At 33.5% G+C, this 14,253-nt stretch carries 14 protein-coding genes, 3 rRNA genes and 1 pseudogene; 17 read left to right on the plus strand and 1 reads right to left on the minus strand.

Annotation, left to right across the window (positions count from 1 at the left end; translation table 11 throughout):
- From PGC35_RS07525 to PGC35_RS07540, 5 genes are all read left to right on the plus strand, one after another.
- Positions 1 to 110, plus strand: a 23S ribosomal RNA gene (locus tag PGC35_RS07525); the annotation flags it as partial.
- Between the two features lie 186 nt (positions 111 to 296).
- Positions 297 to 412, plus strand: a 5S ribosomal RNA gene (gene rrf / locus PGC35_RS07530).
- A gap of 446 nt (positions 413 to 858) precedes the next feature.
- Positions 859 to 984: ribosomal RNA gene (gene rrf, locus PGC35_RS22240) — 5S ribosomal RNA — on the plus strand.
- Between the two features lie 284 nt (positions 985 to 1,268).
- Positions 1,269 to 2,726 carry a D-alanyl-D-alanine carboxypeptidase/D-alanyl-D-alanine endopeptidase gene (gene dacB / locus PGC35_RS07535; RefSeq protein ID WP_375218757.1) on the plus strand — a complete coding sequence of 486 codons (1,458 nt, stop codon included), beginning with the start codon at positions 1,269 to 1,271 and terminating at the stop codon, positions 2,724 to 2,726.
- 357 nt (positions 2,727 to 3,083) lie between these two features.
- Positions 3,084 to 3,254, plus strand: coding sequence for a hypothetical protein (locus PGC35_RS07540; protein WP_172794324.1), 171 nt, complete (start codon positions 3,084 to 3,086; stop codon positions 3,252 to 3,254).
- Between the two features lie 397 nt (positions 3,255 to 3,651).
- On the opposite strand, the gene PGC35_RS07545 is transcribed toward PGC35_RS07540, so the two are convergent.
- Entirely contained in the window at positions 3,652 to 4,191 is a 540-nt protein-coding gene (locus PGC35_RS07545; protein ID WP_375218758.1) for a helix-turn-helix domain-containing protein, read from the minus strand.
- Between the two features lie 188 nt (positions 4,192 to 4,379).
- Between PGC35_RS07545 and PGC35_RS07550 the strand changes: the two genes are divergently transcribed.
- From PGC35_RS07550 to PGC35_RS07605, 12 genes and pseudogenes are all read left to right on the plus strand, one after another.
- A complete protein-coding gene (locus PGC35_RS07550) occupies positions 4,380 to 4,634 on the plus strand; it encodes a PLD nuclease N-terminal domain-containing protein (RefSeq protein WP_375218759.1) in 255 nt (84 codons plus the stop codon).
- Positions 4,615 to 5,523, plus strand: a complete 909-nt coding sequence (locus tag PGC35_RS07555) for an ABC transporter ATP-binding protein (RefSeq protein WP_375218760.1) — start codon at positions 4,615 to 4,617, stop codon at positions 5,521 to 5,523. Before PGC35_RS07550 ends, PGC35_RS07555 begins: the two co-directional genes overlap by 20 nt.
- A complete protein-coding gene (locus PGC35_RS07560; RefSeq protein WP_375218761.1) occupies positions 5,520 to 6,299 on the plus strand; it encodes a hypothetical protein in 780 nt (259 codons plus the stop codon). The genes PGC35_RS07555 and PGC35_RS07560 overlap by 4 nt, the downstream gene beginning before the upstream one ends.
- A gap of 52 nt (positions 6,300 to 6,351) precedes the next feature.
- Positions 6,352 to 7,053 carry an ABC transporter ATP-binding protein gene (locus PGC35_RS07565; protein WP_375218762.1) on the plus strand — a complete coding sequence of 234 codons (702 nt, stop codon included), beginning with the start codon at positions 6,352 to 6,354 and terminating at the stop codon, positions 7,051 to 7,053.
- Complete coding sequence (locus tag PGC35_RS07570) at positions 7,043 to 8,635, plus strand: hypothetical protein (protein WP_375218763.1); 1,593 nt, start codon at positions 7,043 to 7,045, stop codon at positions 8,633 to 8,635. Before PGC35_RS07565 ends, PGC35_RS07570 begins: the two co-directional genes overlap by 11 nt.
- A 24-nt stretch (positions 8,636 to 8,659) precedes the next feature.
- The gene (locus PGC35_RS07575) at positions 8,660 to 9,043 is read left to right on the plus strand and encodes a GntR family transcriptional regulator (RefSeq protein WP_375218764.1); all 384 of its coding nucleotides are present in this window, start codon (positions 8,660 to 8,662) and stop codon (positions 9,041 to 9,043) included.
- 136 nt (positions 9,044 to 9,179) lie between these two features.
- Complete coding sequence (locus PGC35_RS07580) at positions 9,180 to 9,338, plus strand: hypothetical protein (protein WP_375218765.1); 159 nt, start codon at positions 9,180 to 9,182, stop codon at positions 9,336 to 9,338.
- Positions 9,339 to 9,951: 613 nt separating this feature from the next.
- Entirely contained in the window at positions 9,952 to 10,305 is a 354-nt protein-coding gene (locus PGC35_RS07585; RefSeq protein WP_375218766.1) for a hypothetical protein, read from the plus strand.
- A gap of 520 nt (positions 10,306 to 10,825) precedes the next feature.
- Positions 10,826 to 12,490: pseudogene (locus PGC35_RS07590) on the plus strand (ribonuclease YeeF family protein); the annotation flags it as partial.
- Entirely contained in the window at positions 12,487 to 12,822 is a 336-nt protein-coding gene (locus PGC35_RS07595) for a DUF7957 family protein (RefSeq protein ID WP_375218767.1), read from the plus strand. The pseudogene PGC35_RS07590 and the gene PGC35_RS07595, both read left to right, overlap by 4 nt.
- Before the next feature lie 139 nt (positions 12,823 to 12,961).
- Positions 12,962 to 13,354: a hypothetical protein gene (locus PGC35_RS07600; protein WP_375218768.1), complete on the plus strand. Its 393-nt coding sequence runs from the start codon at positions 12,962 to 12,964 to the stop codon at positions 13,352 to 13,354.
- A 311-nt stretch (positions 13,355 to 13,665) separates the two neighbouring features.
- Positions 13,666 to 14,166 (plus strand): hypothetical protein, encoded by a 501-nt coding sequence (locus tag PGC35_RS07605; protein WP_375218769.1) that lies wholly within the window; start codon positions 13,666 to 13,668, stop codon positions 14,164 to 14,166.
- The last annotated feature ends 87 nt before the right edge of the window (positions 14,167 to 14,253 follow it).

Genomic DNA, 14,253 nt, shown 5'->3' on the forward strand with positions numbered 1-14,253 from the left:
ATTACGCAAGTAAGTAAGATCCCTCAAAGACGATGAGGTAGATAGGTTCGGGGTGGAAGCGTGGCGACACGTGCAGCTGACGAATACTAATCGATCGAGGACTTAACCAAATATGAATTTGCGAGCACCAATGTCTTTTATCCAGTTTTGAGTGAACAAGCACTCTAATAAGAGGGTTTCTAGACACGAGTAATTCAAGGAAATGATTGAGAGAGGAAAGGAGCGTACTCAAGTACGTGACTGTCCGAACGAATGAAGTTGACGAAGAAGTACGATGTGTATGAAAAGCCGAAGAGTCTAGTGATGATGGCGAAGAGGTCACACCCGTTCCCATACCGAACACGGAAGTTAAGCTCTTCAGCGCCGATGGTAGTTGGGGGTCTCCCCCTGTGAGAGTAGGACGTCGCTGGGCACTAGAAAAGTCGTCACCGAGCAATCGGTGGTGGCTTTTTTTGTTGTACTAAAAAAAGCCGAAGGCAAAGAATAGTAGTTTTATTTGCGAGAAAGTAGAGGAACAATGAGTTCGAGGAAGCAAGGAAGAGAGACTCGCAGCGTATAATATACGCGAGAATCGAACGACCGCTGCTGACGAAGAAATCTGCCGTTCATCTGCTTTCGCAGCCCGAACACAGAAGTTAAGCTCTTCAGCGCCGATGGTAGTTGGGAGTCTCCCCCTGTGAGAGTAGGACGTCGCTGGGCACTAGAAAGGTCGTCACCGAGTAATCGGTGGCGGCTTTTTTCTTTTGTACTAAAAAAGGCCGAAGGCAAAGAGTTATAATAAACTTGCAAGAAAGTAGAGGAACAAAGAGTTCGAGGAAGCAAGGAAGAGAGGCTCGCAGCGTATGATATACGCGAGAATCGAACGACCGCGGCTGACGAAGAAATCTGCCGTTCATCTGCTTTCGTAGCCCGAACACGGAAGTGAAGCTCGCGCGCCGATGGTAGTTGGGGGTCTCCCCCTGTGAGAGTAGGACGTCGCTGGGCAATTGAAAAGTCGTCACCGAGTAATCGGTGGCGGCTTTTTTTGTTGTTTAGGAAATTATATTCAAATTAAAGGGTGAAAAAAAATTTCTTTACTCATTGGTTATAGGTGAATTGTAAGACGTTTGACATGCTTTTAAAGAAAAATATAGGTTTATAGATGGTAGTTTATTTATGAGGACTCTATCTATATACCTGTTTTAAATAGAATTAAAGGAGAATTTTTTTTCATGAAGAATATATATCTTTGGAAAAGATTAAAAATTCAGTTAATATAGGGGGAAACTATGAAGAAAAAGTGGACTGCCATGGTGATGACGTGGATGTTGGTTGTGAGTCTGTTTGGTTTTAATAATGTTGCTCAAGCAGAAGAAACAATGGAAAAAACATTAAGTGATTCTATTACTAAGATAATAGAAGAAAAATTAGCTGGTGCAGATGTTAGTGTTACGGTTAGAGATCGAGTGTCTGGAGAAATGGTATATGATTACAATGGTCAAACAACTATAAAACCAGCCTCTAATATGAAACTGTTAACTACTGCAGCAGCTTTAGATGTATTAGGAAAAGATTACCGTTTTAATACAACTCTTTATACTTCAGGGAAGATGTCAAATGGAGTCTTAAAAGGAGATGTTTATTTAAAAGGACAAGGTGATCCTACTCTATCCTTTGAAGATTTACAACAGTTCGCAGAAGAGTTAAAAGCACAGGGGATTAATAAAATTGACGGACGGATTGTCGGTGATGACAAATGGTTTGATGATGATTTATTAACTCCGGGAATTTGGGTTGGGGACGAGTCTTATTATTACGCTGCACCTATTTCAGCTTTAACAACTTCTCCAAACACAGACTACGATTCTGGAACGATTATCGTAGAAGCAACTGGAACTGCTGTTGGAGAGTTACCGTCCATTAATGTAACTCCGCACATTGGTGATTTACAAATAGTAAATGAAGCACAGACAGTGGAAGCAGGAAAAACAAATACAGTAACGATAGAAAGAATGTATGAAACAAATCAGATTGTCATTAGTGGGAACCTTCCAGTTGATAAAACTAAAAAAGAATGGGTGACTGTCAAACATCCTACGACACATACATTAACAATGTTCCAGGCAGTTTTAGCTGAAGCAGAAATTGAGTATTCAAAAGAGAAATTATTTAGAGCAGCAACACCAAAAAGTGCACAACTAGTTGCTATGAAGCAATCGATGACACTGGAGCAACTATTAATCCCGTATATGAAACTAAGTAATAATGGAATTGCGGATATTTTAGTAAAAACAATGGGAAAAGTGAAAAAAAATGAAGGTAGTACAACAGCTGGCTTAGAAGTTATTAGAGAATATGGAAAATCAATTAATTTAAATATGGTTGATTGGCAATTTGAAGATGGATCAGGAATGTCTCATGAAAATAGGGTTTCAAGTTTGGCAGTGAGTGAATTATTATATAAAGTGCAAGGAGAAGATTGGTTTAATACCTATTTTACTAGCTTACCAGTAGCTGCTAATAACGATCGAATGGTAGGAGGCACTTTAAGAAATCGATTAAAAGATCCACTGACTGCAGGAAAAGTCTATGCAAAAACAGGTTCATTAACGGGTGTTAGTACACTGAGTGGATATTTAGAAGCGAGTAGCGGGCAATCATACATCTTTAGTGTATTAGTTCAAAATAAATCAGGGACATCCTCAACGATTGATGAAATTGTTAAGGTAATAGCAAAAGAATTGTAAAAAATTGAGGAAACACTTTTCTTGCTGATATGCAAAAAACTATAATAGTAAGTTGGTTTACGTAATTTTTTCAACTTAACTAGTAAATTAAATAAAACAAAACACCTTTACCTAGAAAATTGGTATTATACCTTTATTCTACGTGGAGGTGTTTTTCTATGTCTTCAAAGATTTTAAGTCTTGCAAATGGCACAACATGAATGTTGGCCATTACATTAATTATTGAGGAGTAGGAAATATAAATTTAACAGGGCGAAATCATCTGAAGTATTAACGAGTTCCATTAAGCTTTTCACTAACTCTGTGAGAATAAAACTCTCTAGATAGTGCAAATTAGAATCTAGGAGGTGAATATCCATGAGTAAAAATAACAATAAGACAAGCAATGTTAGAACGCACAATAGTTTCGAACTGTATAAAAATCCTACGAATAATCCTGACGAAGAATTCGCTGAAGAATTTATTGCTATTTCTAAAAACAAGGTAACGAAAGAAATTAATAAAAGTAAACCTAAGAAAAAGGATTAAACCTATACATGAAAGGTGAGTGTATTAAATGCTCACCTCTTCCATGAGTTCAACTTTTTTTTAATATGTTTCAAACTTAATCTGTCTATTTAAATCCTATTGTTCCTTCATACACTCTTCATTTAAATGGTATGAAATAATACCATTAAAGTTCTTATATTATTTTCTCATAAGAAATAAATATACAAGCGATTAAACTTAAATAATACATAACTAATCTCCACGTTCAATCGTATCAATAAATTACTAATTTTCTCTTTAAATATTGAACATAAAATTGAATTTAGTAATTCAAATAGGATATTTTTAACAAGCATTAGCAGAAGTTGTAATAAACCATTTTCGCTATCTATTTCATGCGTTCTCTAAAACAGACCTAATGCTAATTCCTATGATTTTATAGTTTTGGAATAATGTTAACAGCAATTGTTTTAGTATTAGTTTCCTCATTTACGTTACTCATTTTATAATACTTTATCATTAGATTGTTTAGCTCATTTTGGAAAAGCGTAAATTGCTCACTAGATAAAGTCAGCTCTAGTAATGAAAAAGTTGCCGTGTCTTCGATGTTTTCCTTATCCTCAAGTAAAGTTAAATAATTTTGGTATTGTGATAATAAAACTAATTGATAGTAGGAAATATAATTTAGTTTTTGTTCCTTGGATAGATGCTTCCAATCCTCTTCACTCAGTCTTGCTGCTTCTTCATTTAATGCATAAAATTTTTCAGTTACGGATCGTACTTTTCTTTCCTTTACGATTTTAATAATACTTTCATCCACTAAAATCTGAATATGCCGATATAAGGTTGCTTGTGGAACATCTTTGATGATAGTAATCATTTCTAATGTACTTAAGCCATCTTCTTTATTTTGCATAAGAGCTTGTAATATTTTCATTCTCACTGGGTGCATTATTACCTCTACTTTGTTGCGCATAAATAGTTCCTCCAACATGTTTTAAAGTGATGTAAACAATAATAAAAGACATTCATTCCAACTAAAGATAACGTTATCAAAAAATATAATATAAATGAAAGTAAATGTACAGTGAAAAAAGTTATTGAAGTTACTTTCTCTTTCTGTTATCGTTATTGATAATGATAACAGAAAGGAGTTAATTATGCATGCAATTACACTTCGATTTAAATGAAATATCAAAAATTGATTGGGGAAGCATTTTGCCAATCATTATACCTTTTTTTCTAGTAACGCTTTTATTAATTATGATTGCTTTAATTGATTTATATCGTCATAGAGCAACAAGAGAACATGTATTAATGTGGACTTTTTTTATTTTATTTTTTAATACAATTGGACCTATTTTATACTTTGCAATTGGCAGAAAGGACGTAAATGAACATGCGATTAGAAATCAATAATATTACGAAGAAGTTTAAACATAAAACGGCAGTCAATCATTTTTCAATGGTAATGGATGCAAATGAATGTGTTGGTTTAATCGGTCCTAATGGAGCAGGGAAATCTACCTTAATACAAATTATTGCAGATATTTTAAATGCGGATGAAGGTAGTATTTTACTTGATGGACAAAAAATTTCAACGAAGAAAAATCAAATTGGCTATTTACCACAGTACCCTAATTTTTTCTCATGGATGACTGCATATGACACTTTACTATTTATGGGGACACTATCGGGTATTTCAAAAAATATATTACATAGAGATATTCCTCCTTTATTAGCGAAGGTAGGATTAGCGGATGAAGCGCAAACCAAAGTAGGAAACTTTTCAGGTGGTATGAAGCAACGTTTAGGAATTGCGCAAGCCCTGCTACATAAACCAACATTGATAATCATGGACGAACCTGTATCAGCCCTTGACCCAATCGGAAGAAGAGAAGTGTTAAATTTAATGAAAGAGATAAAAAAAGAAACGACAATATTATTATCTACACATATATTGGGAGATGCAGAAGAAATCTGTGAACGCTTTGTTGTTATTAAAAATGGACAGAAAATAGAAGATGCCACAAAATCCGATCTACTAAATCGTAATAAAGAGAGTGCTATATACATAGTTATTCGAAAAGAAGATATAAAGTGGTTACATAAAATTGAACATTTGCCGTATGTAAAGAAAATAGTAAGTTATGAAGATGGTTATAAAATATTTGTCAATGAAGTAGAAGTAAATGGTTCTCAATTATTACAATATGGTTTGGATGAAAAAGTTTGTTTTACAAAGTTTGAGATTGGTGTTAAAGAGAGTCTTGAGGAAATATTTTTATCATTGGTGGTGAACGTATGAATACTTTTCTAGCTTTAAGTAAAAAAGAAATCAATCAAATGATTGGTGAATTTAAGATTATATGGTTGCCAATAGTTTTTGTGCTATTAGGACTTACACAACCAATCATGATGTATTATTTGCCGGTTATTTTAGAAACCCTTGGAGGTGTGGAGGGCATTATTATTGATCCGGCAATGGCAAAACCTTTGGGGGGCGAGGTACTTGCTTCAACACTTAACTCACAGTTTGATCAGTTAGGAATGATTGTTCTTGTCGTTGCTGTAATGAGTGTTATTCAATCTGAAAAAGCAAATGGTATGTTGGCATTTATTTTAACGAGACCAGTTTCTATTTCTTCTTATATAAGCAGCAAGATTTTAATCCATTATTTAATGGCGGTTCTTTGTATTGCTATCGGTTACTCAGTCGCTTATGGATATACAGCGTACTTATTTACAACAATACCGATTTCTCAAATACTTTTAGCGTTTGTTCTATATTGTATTTGGGTGTTATTCCTAATTACATTTGTAACTATGTTGAGTACATTTTTTAATAGCCCTGCGTTTATCGCACTACTAAGCATTGTTTTTCTTTTGATATGTCGTTTTTGTGCAGGTTTACACCCACTAATAGATATGTTGAATCCAGCAAGTATGAGTCTTCGTGCAACAAGTATTCTAATTACTGGCAGCTTGGGAACTGGGTGGGAGATTAATATTGTAGTAACACTGCTAATAATTTTTGTAATGACAGTAATGATGCATTATTGGATTGCAAAAAAGAAATTTTAGTAGTAACAAGTCATTGTTTGTGGAATACAACGCGGATAGAAGGTGGACAAGTATGTTAACTATACGTAATTTAAAGAAAAAGTATGGTCAACAAGAAGTTTTAAAAGGCGTAGAATTACAGGTGGGAATAGGAGAAATTTTAGGATTTGTTGGTGCTAATGGCGCAGGTAAAACAACTACATTACATTGTATCACTGGATTGGAAGACCAAGATGATGGAGAGGTAGTGATTAATAATGTACCTAAATCACATGAAATTACCTATAAAAAGCAGTTTTATTTTATCCCTGATACAATTCATGTATTCAAAAATATATCTGCATACGATTGGATACACTTTGTCTTAAAGCTCTATGAAAAGGTAGATGAGGAAAAGCTTAATTACTTTATTAAGGCTTTTGAGATGGAGAAGAGTATTTATAAACCAATGGGGACGTATTCTTATGGAATGCTCCATAAAATGGCGTTGATTACAGCTTTTACGATAAGTCCACCTATCATCATTATGGATGAGCCGTTAAATGGTTTAGATCCATTTGCAGTTCTTGTCTTTAAAAAATGTTTGAAGGATTATGTGGAGAATGGAGGAACCGTTTTCTTTTCCACCCATCTATTAGATGTTGCAGAGAAAATCTGCGAATCAATTGCATTTTTAAAAGGTGGCAAGATCGTTTTGCATGAGTCTGTAGATAGTTTACTGCGAGAAGGAAATTTAGAAACAACTTTTATGGAGATACAAGCAAATGAAGTTTAATTTTCAACTAGTGAAATTATTTATTAGATCCTTCTATTCTAAGCCCCAGCAGTTAGCTCTTTATATAATGTTGCTCATTGCTATGTTTTATTTAGCTTTACAGTACTTAGGCGTTAATATAATGATTTACTTTTTAGGAACCTCTGAGGAATATTTGTTTTATAATCTATTTCTTTCAATGGGATTAACGTATATATTAACAGCTTTTTTTGCAGTATCAGTTGTATATAATCAACGCGATTTTAACATATTATCTAGTCTACCTATCTCATCAAAACAAATTGTTATAGCAAAAGTGATAAGTGGACTTGCTTTACCTATTATCATAGTTGGAGTTTTGCAGATACCAACTTATTTTTTATTGTTTTTAAAATATGGGTTGATGGAAATAGTACAAACGGTAGTTTTTCTAACTTTAACAAATGTAGTTACCGCATTATTTCTTTTATCTATACTGTCCATTTCGAACCGTTTTAGAAAACTATTCCCTAGCTCCTTATTGTACTTATTTACAAATACGATATTAGCCATATTAATCGGCATAAGCCCTTTCATATATCTAATAACTCATCAATCGGAAAAAATCAAATTAATAATAAGGAGCTTTAAAGTATCTACCTCATCAGACTTTTTCACTGCTATAGCAAACTTGCTTAATATGGGGTATAGACTTTCGATGGAAGAAACATTTATAAAAGCGATTACAACACCACTGTTAACAAAAGCTAGCTTAATAGGTTTTCTCATTATAGTTAGTATTCTAATACTAATCTGTATACTATTATTAATTGCTACTGTTAAAAATATAGCGGTTAACTATTACAAAAACGGACTGCTTGAAAATAGAGTTGAAAAAATGCCCAAAATTTCGATGTACAGAACGAAAAATATTTGGGGTTATTATTTACAAAGAGAATTCTGGATTATTCAAGCAGAGCCATATTTTAAAATGCAAATCATATTGAGTTTGATCCTTACACCTTTATTTACAATTATGTTCACAGTTGTGGTTAAGATGGACTTGTTGAAATTGCAGTGGATTGCTGACAATGAAAGTCATCTATTTGCATACATGATATTATTTTTAAGCTGTGTAAACAATATTAGTGGTACACCTTATTCAAGAGAGGGAAAGAATTATGCATCTAGCATTGTAATTCCATTAGATCGACGAAAAGTATTTCTAGCAAAAGTTACAATTGCCTCGTTAATAAGTATCCTATCAGTTTTAATCAGTTATATTATTTACATGTTATTTGGAAATATCGATCTTCTTGGGCTGTTGCTATTACTTATTACATTTTTATTAATCATTAATTATAATTTATTGTCACCTATTTATGATATGCAACATCCATTATTAAAATGGAAAAATCCGTCAGAGGCTGTTAAATCTAATCCTAACGTATTAATCAGTCTAGTATATGGATTTCCGATATTGATGGTTATTGCATTCAGTCATTTCTGTTTACTTGCGTTGAATGTTTCTCAATGGGTAGTGACTATTAATATTGCGATTTTAACAATAGTAAGTACAGTAATTTTACTTTTCAAAGTTAGCAAATATAGATTTAAATTCTGAATAGGAGAGGAAAGATGGAAAAAAATGAATTTATCATTAGACACAAGTAGTAAAATTCCTCTCTATCAACAACTAGCTCAGCAACTTATTTTAGAAATCGCCAAAGGAAACTTGCAGAATGGCGATCAATTACCATCTATTCGTGATATGGCTATGCAAACAAAAGTTAATCTACATACCGTTCACAAAAGCTACAGAGAACTTCAGCGAAAAGGTTTGATAGCACTCAAACCTAAAACCAAAGCATTTATATTAACTGGACATTCGTCCACTATTAAAGACAATAAATTGTATCAAATTTCATTTAATCTTGAACAAATTTTAATGGAAGCATATGTTATGGGGTTAGGTAAGGAACAACTACAACAGATATTTAATCGCATTTTACAAAAATATTCCATATCCTAATATCAGTTCATATTTCAATATTAGTCTATTTTGTTCTTCCAGCACTTTTGATAAGTGGTGAATGCCGTTCGACCATTGATGTTATTTGTGGTGAATAAATCCAACCGGTAAGCTTCCATTTGCATTACCAGTAAGTATGAAAGCGGTAGACAATGAAGTAGGGGATGTTCCTAGCTTCGCAAAAATAGAAGAAGATCCATCCTATTCATATGTAAATAAATCTAAAGATGCGTATAAGTACGGATTTGTTTTTTCCTATAATCAAGGGAATCCAAAAGGTAAATCTGAAAAGTAATAACTAACTAGGTATCTTGTGATAGTGGGAACTCGAAGGTTTGCCATTTCCAATAGGATTTCCGAAAAGTAAAAATCGACTAGAAGTGATGAAGTCAACTTCCAGTCGATTTTTTTGTTGTATATGGTGCATTCCAAAGCATACAGGAAACTGAAGAGTGCTATTGGGAATCTTCAACTCCTTGAAGTTTGAAGGTTTGTTAAAAAAGATGGTAAAGGCAAGTCTCCAACTTACGTTCTCGACTTTGTAGTTAATTATATGATATTAAAATTATGAAAATGGTATAATGTGGTATTATTTGATTAAGAGAAGTTTAAATGGGACAATTTCTACCTATGAAATTCTTCTCCGACAAATTAACTTTCAAAATACAAAATTGAAAAGGGGAGACGAACACTTGGAAAAGAGATATTTATCAAATAGTATATTAAGTGTAAGTGTTTTTTTGTATATATTACTTTTTTTTGGACTTACCTTTTTCATAATTACTTTCTATGTCTCTTACAGCGTATTAAGTCTTTCCGTGGTTCTTTTACCACTCTTGTTTTTTTGGCTATTAATATTGATTTTGTGGAAATACAGCTATCTTAAGAATGAGCGAAAAGGCAAGATTATGTTACTTGTTATTGCTGTTCTTTGTATCATTCCACCTCTGTTTTTAGCAGATCGGTTAGGAGCAAATGAAAGAAAAACAAACTTTACAACAGAAAAATGGATAAACAATCCTGATGATAGAGGATATATTGTCTACGACTTTTTGAATGAAAATGAAATAGTAGGTAAGACAAAAGAAGACATTCAAAAACTATTAGGAGTTCCAGATGGAGATTCATTTTTCAATGAAGAGAATAATATTGTATATCTTCTTGGACTTGAGCTAGGGCTAATAAGGATGGATAGCGATTACCTAATCATCTGGTTAAACGATGAAGATAAGGTTATAGAGTATGAGATAGTATCGAGCTAATGAAAATATGTCTACAACTTGCTGTTTATGTATAGTAGCATTAATGGACCTCGTGAAATATATATGGACGATTTTAGCAGCTAGTAAGAATGGGATTAGCAAGTAAATAACAGTTATTAAAAATAACTCAGTGTATAGGATATTGACTCCTCTTTTTAACTCCTTCTAAATAACCGCTATTCGCCTTTCGTAGTAGTCTAAGAGTCACGAACCATTTTTTACAATTTAAAGCAAAAGGATTATTTTTCGAAAATTACAACTTCTCCCTTTACCTAGCTATGAAAAAATGGAATATTATAACTATTGATAGGTTGCTAGAGGAGGAGAAGAATGATCACCAGTGGGGTAACATTGTACAATAAGGATTATTGGTTTTATTCAAAAGTTGTGAATTCTAAGCAAATGATGAGGCAATGCCTATGAAAGTGTTGGACGTAGATTTATTTCAAGTGGGGCTTCAACGCAACATTACCATGTTAGACAGGTTACGAAGTGAAATAGAAGCGATCATCGGGCGGTCGATGGGCTCGTCCAGATGGAGGATCAATTGAAAGGTGAGGGAGGAAATGCCATTCGCTCCTTTTATGGAGAGTGCCATTTACCATTTCTTCAATATTTCCAATTGTTTTCCGAGAATTTCAAACAAGTTCTTCACCAGATGGAGGCAGCACTTCACTCACTCGAACCTAATTCGGCCGGCTACATACTGGAACAATTCCTAGAAGGAGAGCTGGAACAAGGACTTACGCTGATCGGCCAGTTGACAGCTAATTTGACGGATGAGACAAATAGTATCATGGATCAAGTAAGTGACATTGTTGGACTACCACATCTCGATGATAGCGTAGTACAGGAGGGAGTTGTTAATTCTAAGAGGGAACGTGATGACACGGTCACTCAACTTCACGAATTCGATTTATCTCAGACAACCGCACTGACGCCAATTGAACAAGATATGCAGACGATGGAAACTTGGCTTGCGGATTTAGAAGGATTATTTAAAGACGGACTTACTGATATCCATTTTCAAACAAATCAATGGGCATCCTTGGCTTCGTGTAACCCGCTCTTGACCGATTTGACCACATCCGCCAACTCCGATATTGACTCCCCGGAAGTGGAGAATGAGAATGATACCATAGTGGATACTGGTGTAGAGCTAGTTAAAGGAGTAGGGACGGGTCTCTATGATGCGGGAAAAGATTTTGTGGTTGGTCTTTGGGATACGATCACAAACCCTAAGGCAACCGTCGAAGGCCTTGTGAATGCAGTCACAAATCCTATAGAAACATATAACACCATTAAAACCGCCATCTCCCAATCCTATGAACGGGATATGGTTAATGGTGACGCTAATTCCCGTGGACATTGGGTTGCTTACGCCATCGGGACTGTTGCAACATCTATCGTAGGTACAAAAGGTGCAAATGCCCTCGTAAAAACAGGTACCACTGCAGCTAGAGCAGCTGTTCCAAAAGTAGTTTTCGCCACAAATAATGCAAGTTCTTCCCTTGCCAATCTGTTACCATACACTCCACGTCCTCAGCTGGCAATGGCAGGAGAGATACCTTATAACGTGGTTAATGGTGTGGGGTTGAAGGATCAACTGTTTTCCATGGCTAAAATTACGAGTGGAGTTAATGGAGCAGGAAAAAACCAAGTTACAAGCGTTAGTGAAAATTTAGTGACTGGTAAGCATTCTACACCGAATAAGATAACAGAACCTGAAGTAGCAGAGTTAGATAGTACAAAGGGTACGCAGAATATTGAAAATTTTAAAGTGAAAAACGAGGTATCTGCAGAGGAAGTCAATAAATGGTGGAAAGAGGAAATGGGATATGATCAACCTCCTTACAAAACTGGAACAGTTGTAAAGGAATTATTATTAACAAAAAATACTACCTTTGTAAGAGTATACGATGGAGAAAATTCTAAAATGTATGGAGGTTGGTTTATGGAGTTTGAAGATATAAAAGGTTTGAATCCAAAAGAAATACAGGAGAAATTTGCTTTACCGTATACTCCTAAATATATAGCAGATTTAAAGTTAGAGGAAGGTACTATAATAAGAAATGGTATTGTGAATCCTCTTTTTGGATATAAAGGAGGGGGGACTCAATTTGATTTAATGGGTCAATATATTGGGGAATTTGGTAATGAAAGACTAATAGGTGGGGTAAAATGAAAAATGTAGAGATTAATGATAATAAGTTAATTATAGATAAAAAGGAAGTCTTTTTTGAGAAGAAAATTCTAGAAGTAAAAATAGTAAATGAAATAATTGTTGTTTTACTGGCTATTGATGGTTCATTAGATAATGTATATGGTATTAATCAAAATGGTGATCTATTGTGGAAAATACAAGAGCCTAATAAGGAGATTATAGGAAAAAATAGATTTCCGTATGTTGGTTTGAGTGAACGTGATAATAAATTGGGTGTGATTGATTTTTACGGTAGAAGATTATATATAGATATTAATAATGGGGAAATAATTGGTAAAGATATTGTTAAATAGAGATATGTTGTAAAGCTTTAGACATTATAAAAAAATTAAGAACAGAAAAAATATTATTCTATTTTCTTAAATTAGCAATGAGGCTTTAACAGTGTATCTGCAAGAGCCGAAGGAAACCGGACCAGTTGAGGTGAATAATATGTTAAAAACAGGTTTATTTGGATCTAATGAGGGAGTAGAGTATAGGTTAACTGTTGATATGGATAATAATTTGAAAATCATGACTGAAGAGAAAGAGAAAATAGATGCAACATTTGAAGATACTTACCAAAGTGGCGTTTATACTAAGCTAGTGAAACCAAACGAATTAGTGAATTGTGTGAGTATTGTTTCTTATGGAATTATAAAAGGGGAGAAAGTCCAAATATTAAAGGAAAAGGATGACCAATATCAAGTTGCTACAGGTTCTTTACTCGTGGGAAGGAATCTAAAATTGCCTAGAATAGATAGAGATTCATGGCTTGGGTGGGTATCTAAAAGTGAGGTAAGGCTAATTGAAGAGATAACACCTATTAATCCGGAAGACTTATGATCGTTGTCTAAAATTTAAATCCCGTTTTCGAGTTATGGTAGAGAGATATAATTTTAGCCTTAAATAGGAATAACCTTTTCAAGGTTTTTTCTTTAAAATTTTAAAAATTAATTTCATCAGATAATTGAATCAAAAACTTGTAATGTTAAGTAAATCTAAAACATTTGGAAATCAAAAATGGTAGCCGGAGGGGTTGCGCCACAATATCAATTTTATAAAAAAATATGTAGGGGGAGCAGATTAATTGTGGATAATGGATTGAATTAAGCTATGACTCCACTCAAAAAATTATTAGATTATACACTTTATTTTTGAATATTGAGCCTGAACAGATCATTGAAAATATTGGGTGGAATATAGAGAGGTATGGAAAAATTATATTTAATAATTTCTCCAATGATTGGATAGACCTTTTGCTCTTTATTTCTACTTATAATATTCAAATTGGAACCAAAACTATGGAATTTATATATGATAACATAGATTATAGAGAAAATCCGGTAAATTTAGCGGCTGTTTTGATAAACTATACTAAAAAAAATAAACTTAAGAAAAAACAATCTGAAGATCTTGATAAACTTATTAGAGAGAAAATTAAATTAATAAATTGGACTTGCTTTTTTGAGGATCCTAATAGTTGGTGGATAATAATATTTTATGGTTACCCACAATTGAAGCAAGAAACAAAAAATATTCTTAGTAATAAATTAAAAAAAGTAGTTTGTATAAGTGAGGATGAAGAAGTTCTATATTCAGATGGAGATTCTACAATTTTATTAGTGAAAAAATTTCTAATTAAATATATTCATTGATAATGATTCTTGTTTTATAGAGTGGAACTTTGCTGCTGAGAAATATTATGAAAAATATTATTTCTACACAAAGAATAGAATGTTATT

The sequence above is a fragment of the Psychrobacillus sp. PGGUH221 genome (genome assembly GCF_042055255.1).
Taxonomy (GTDB): Bacteria; Bacillota; Bacilli; order Bacillales_A; family Planococcaceae; genus Psychrobacillus.

Bases quoted from the DNA above. Each gene is read 5' to 3' on its own strand.
- dacB (WP_375218757.1), top strand. From the start codon at position 1,269: ATGAAGAAAAAGTGGACTGCCATGGTGATGACGTGGATGTTGGTTGTG.
- PGC35_RS07540 (WP_172794324.1), top strand. From the start codon at position 3,084: ATGAGTAAAAATAACAATAAGACAAGCAATGTTAGAACGCACAATAGT.
- PGC35_RS07545 (WP_375218758.1), bottom strand. From the start codon at position 4,191: ATGCGCAACAAAGTAGAGGTAATAATGCACCCAGTGAGAATGAAAATA.
- PGC35_RS07550 (WP_375218759.1), top strand. From the start codon at position 4,380: ATGCAATTACACTTCGATTTAAATGAAATATCAAAAATTGATTGGGGA.
- PGC35_RS07555 (WP_375218760.1), top strand. From the start codon at position 4,615: ATGCGATTAGAAATCAATAATATTACGAAGAAGTTTAAACATAAAACG.
- PGC35_RS07560 (WP_375218761.1), top strand. From the start codon at position 5,520: ATGAATACTTTTCTAGCTTTAAGTAAAAAAGAAATCAATCAAATGATT.
- PGC35_RS07565 (WP_375218762.1), top strand. From the start codon at position 6,352: ATGTTAACTATACGTAATTTAAAGAAAAAGTATGGTCAACAAGAAGTT.
- PGC35_RS07570 (WP_375218763.1), top strand. From the start codon at position 7,043: ATGAAGTTTAATTTTCAACTAGTGAAATTATTTATTAGATCCTTCTAT.
- PGC35_RS07575 (WP_375218764.1), top strand. From the start codon at position 8,660: ATGAATTTATCATTAGACACAAGTAGTAAAATTCCTCTCTATCAACAA.
- PGC35_RS07580 (WP_375218765.1), top strand. From the start codon at position 9,180: ATGAAAGCGGTAGACAATGAAGTAGGGGATGTTCCTAGCTTCGCAAAA.
- PGC35_RS07585 (WP_375218766.1), top strand. From the start codon at position 9,952: ATGTTACTTGTTATTGCTGTTCTTTGTATCATTCCACCTCTGTTTTTA.
- PGC35_RS07595 (WP_375218767.1), top strand. From the start codon at position 12,487: ATGAAAAATGTAGAGATTAATGATAATAAGTTAATTATAGATAAAAAG.
- PGC35_RS07600 (WP_375218768.1), top strand. From the start codon at position 12,962: ATGTTAAAAACAGGTTTATTTGGATCTAATGAGGGAGTAGAGTATAGG.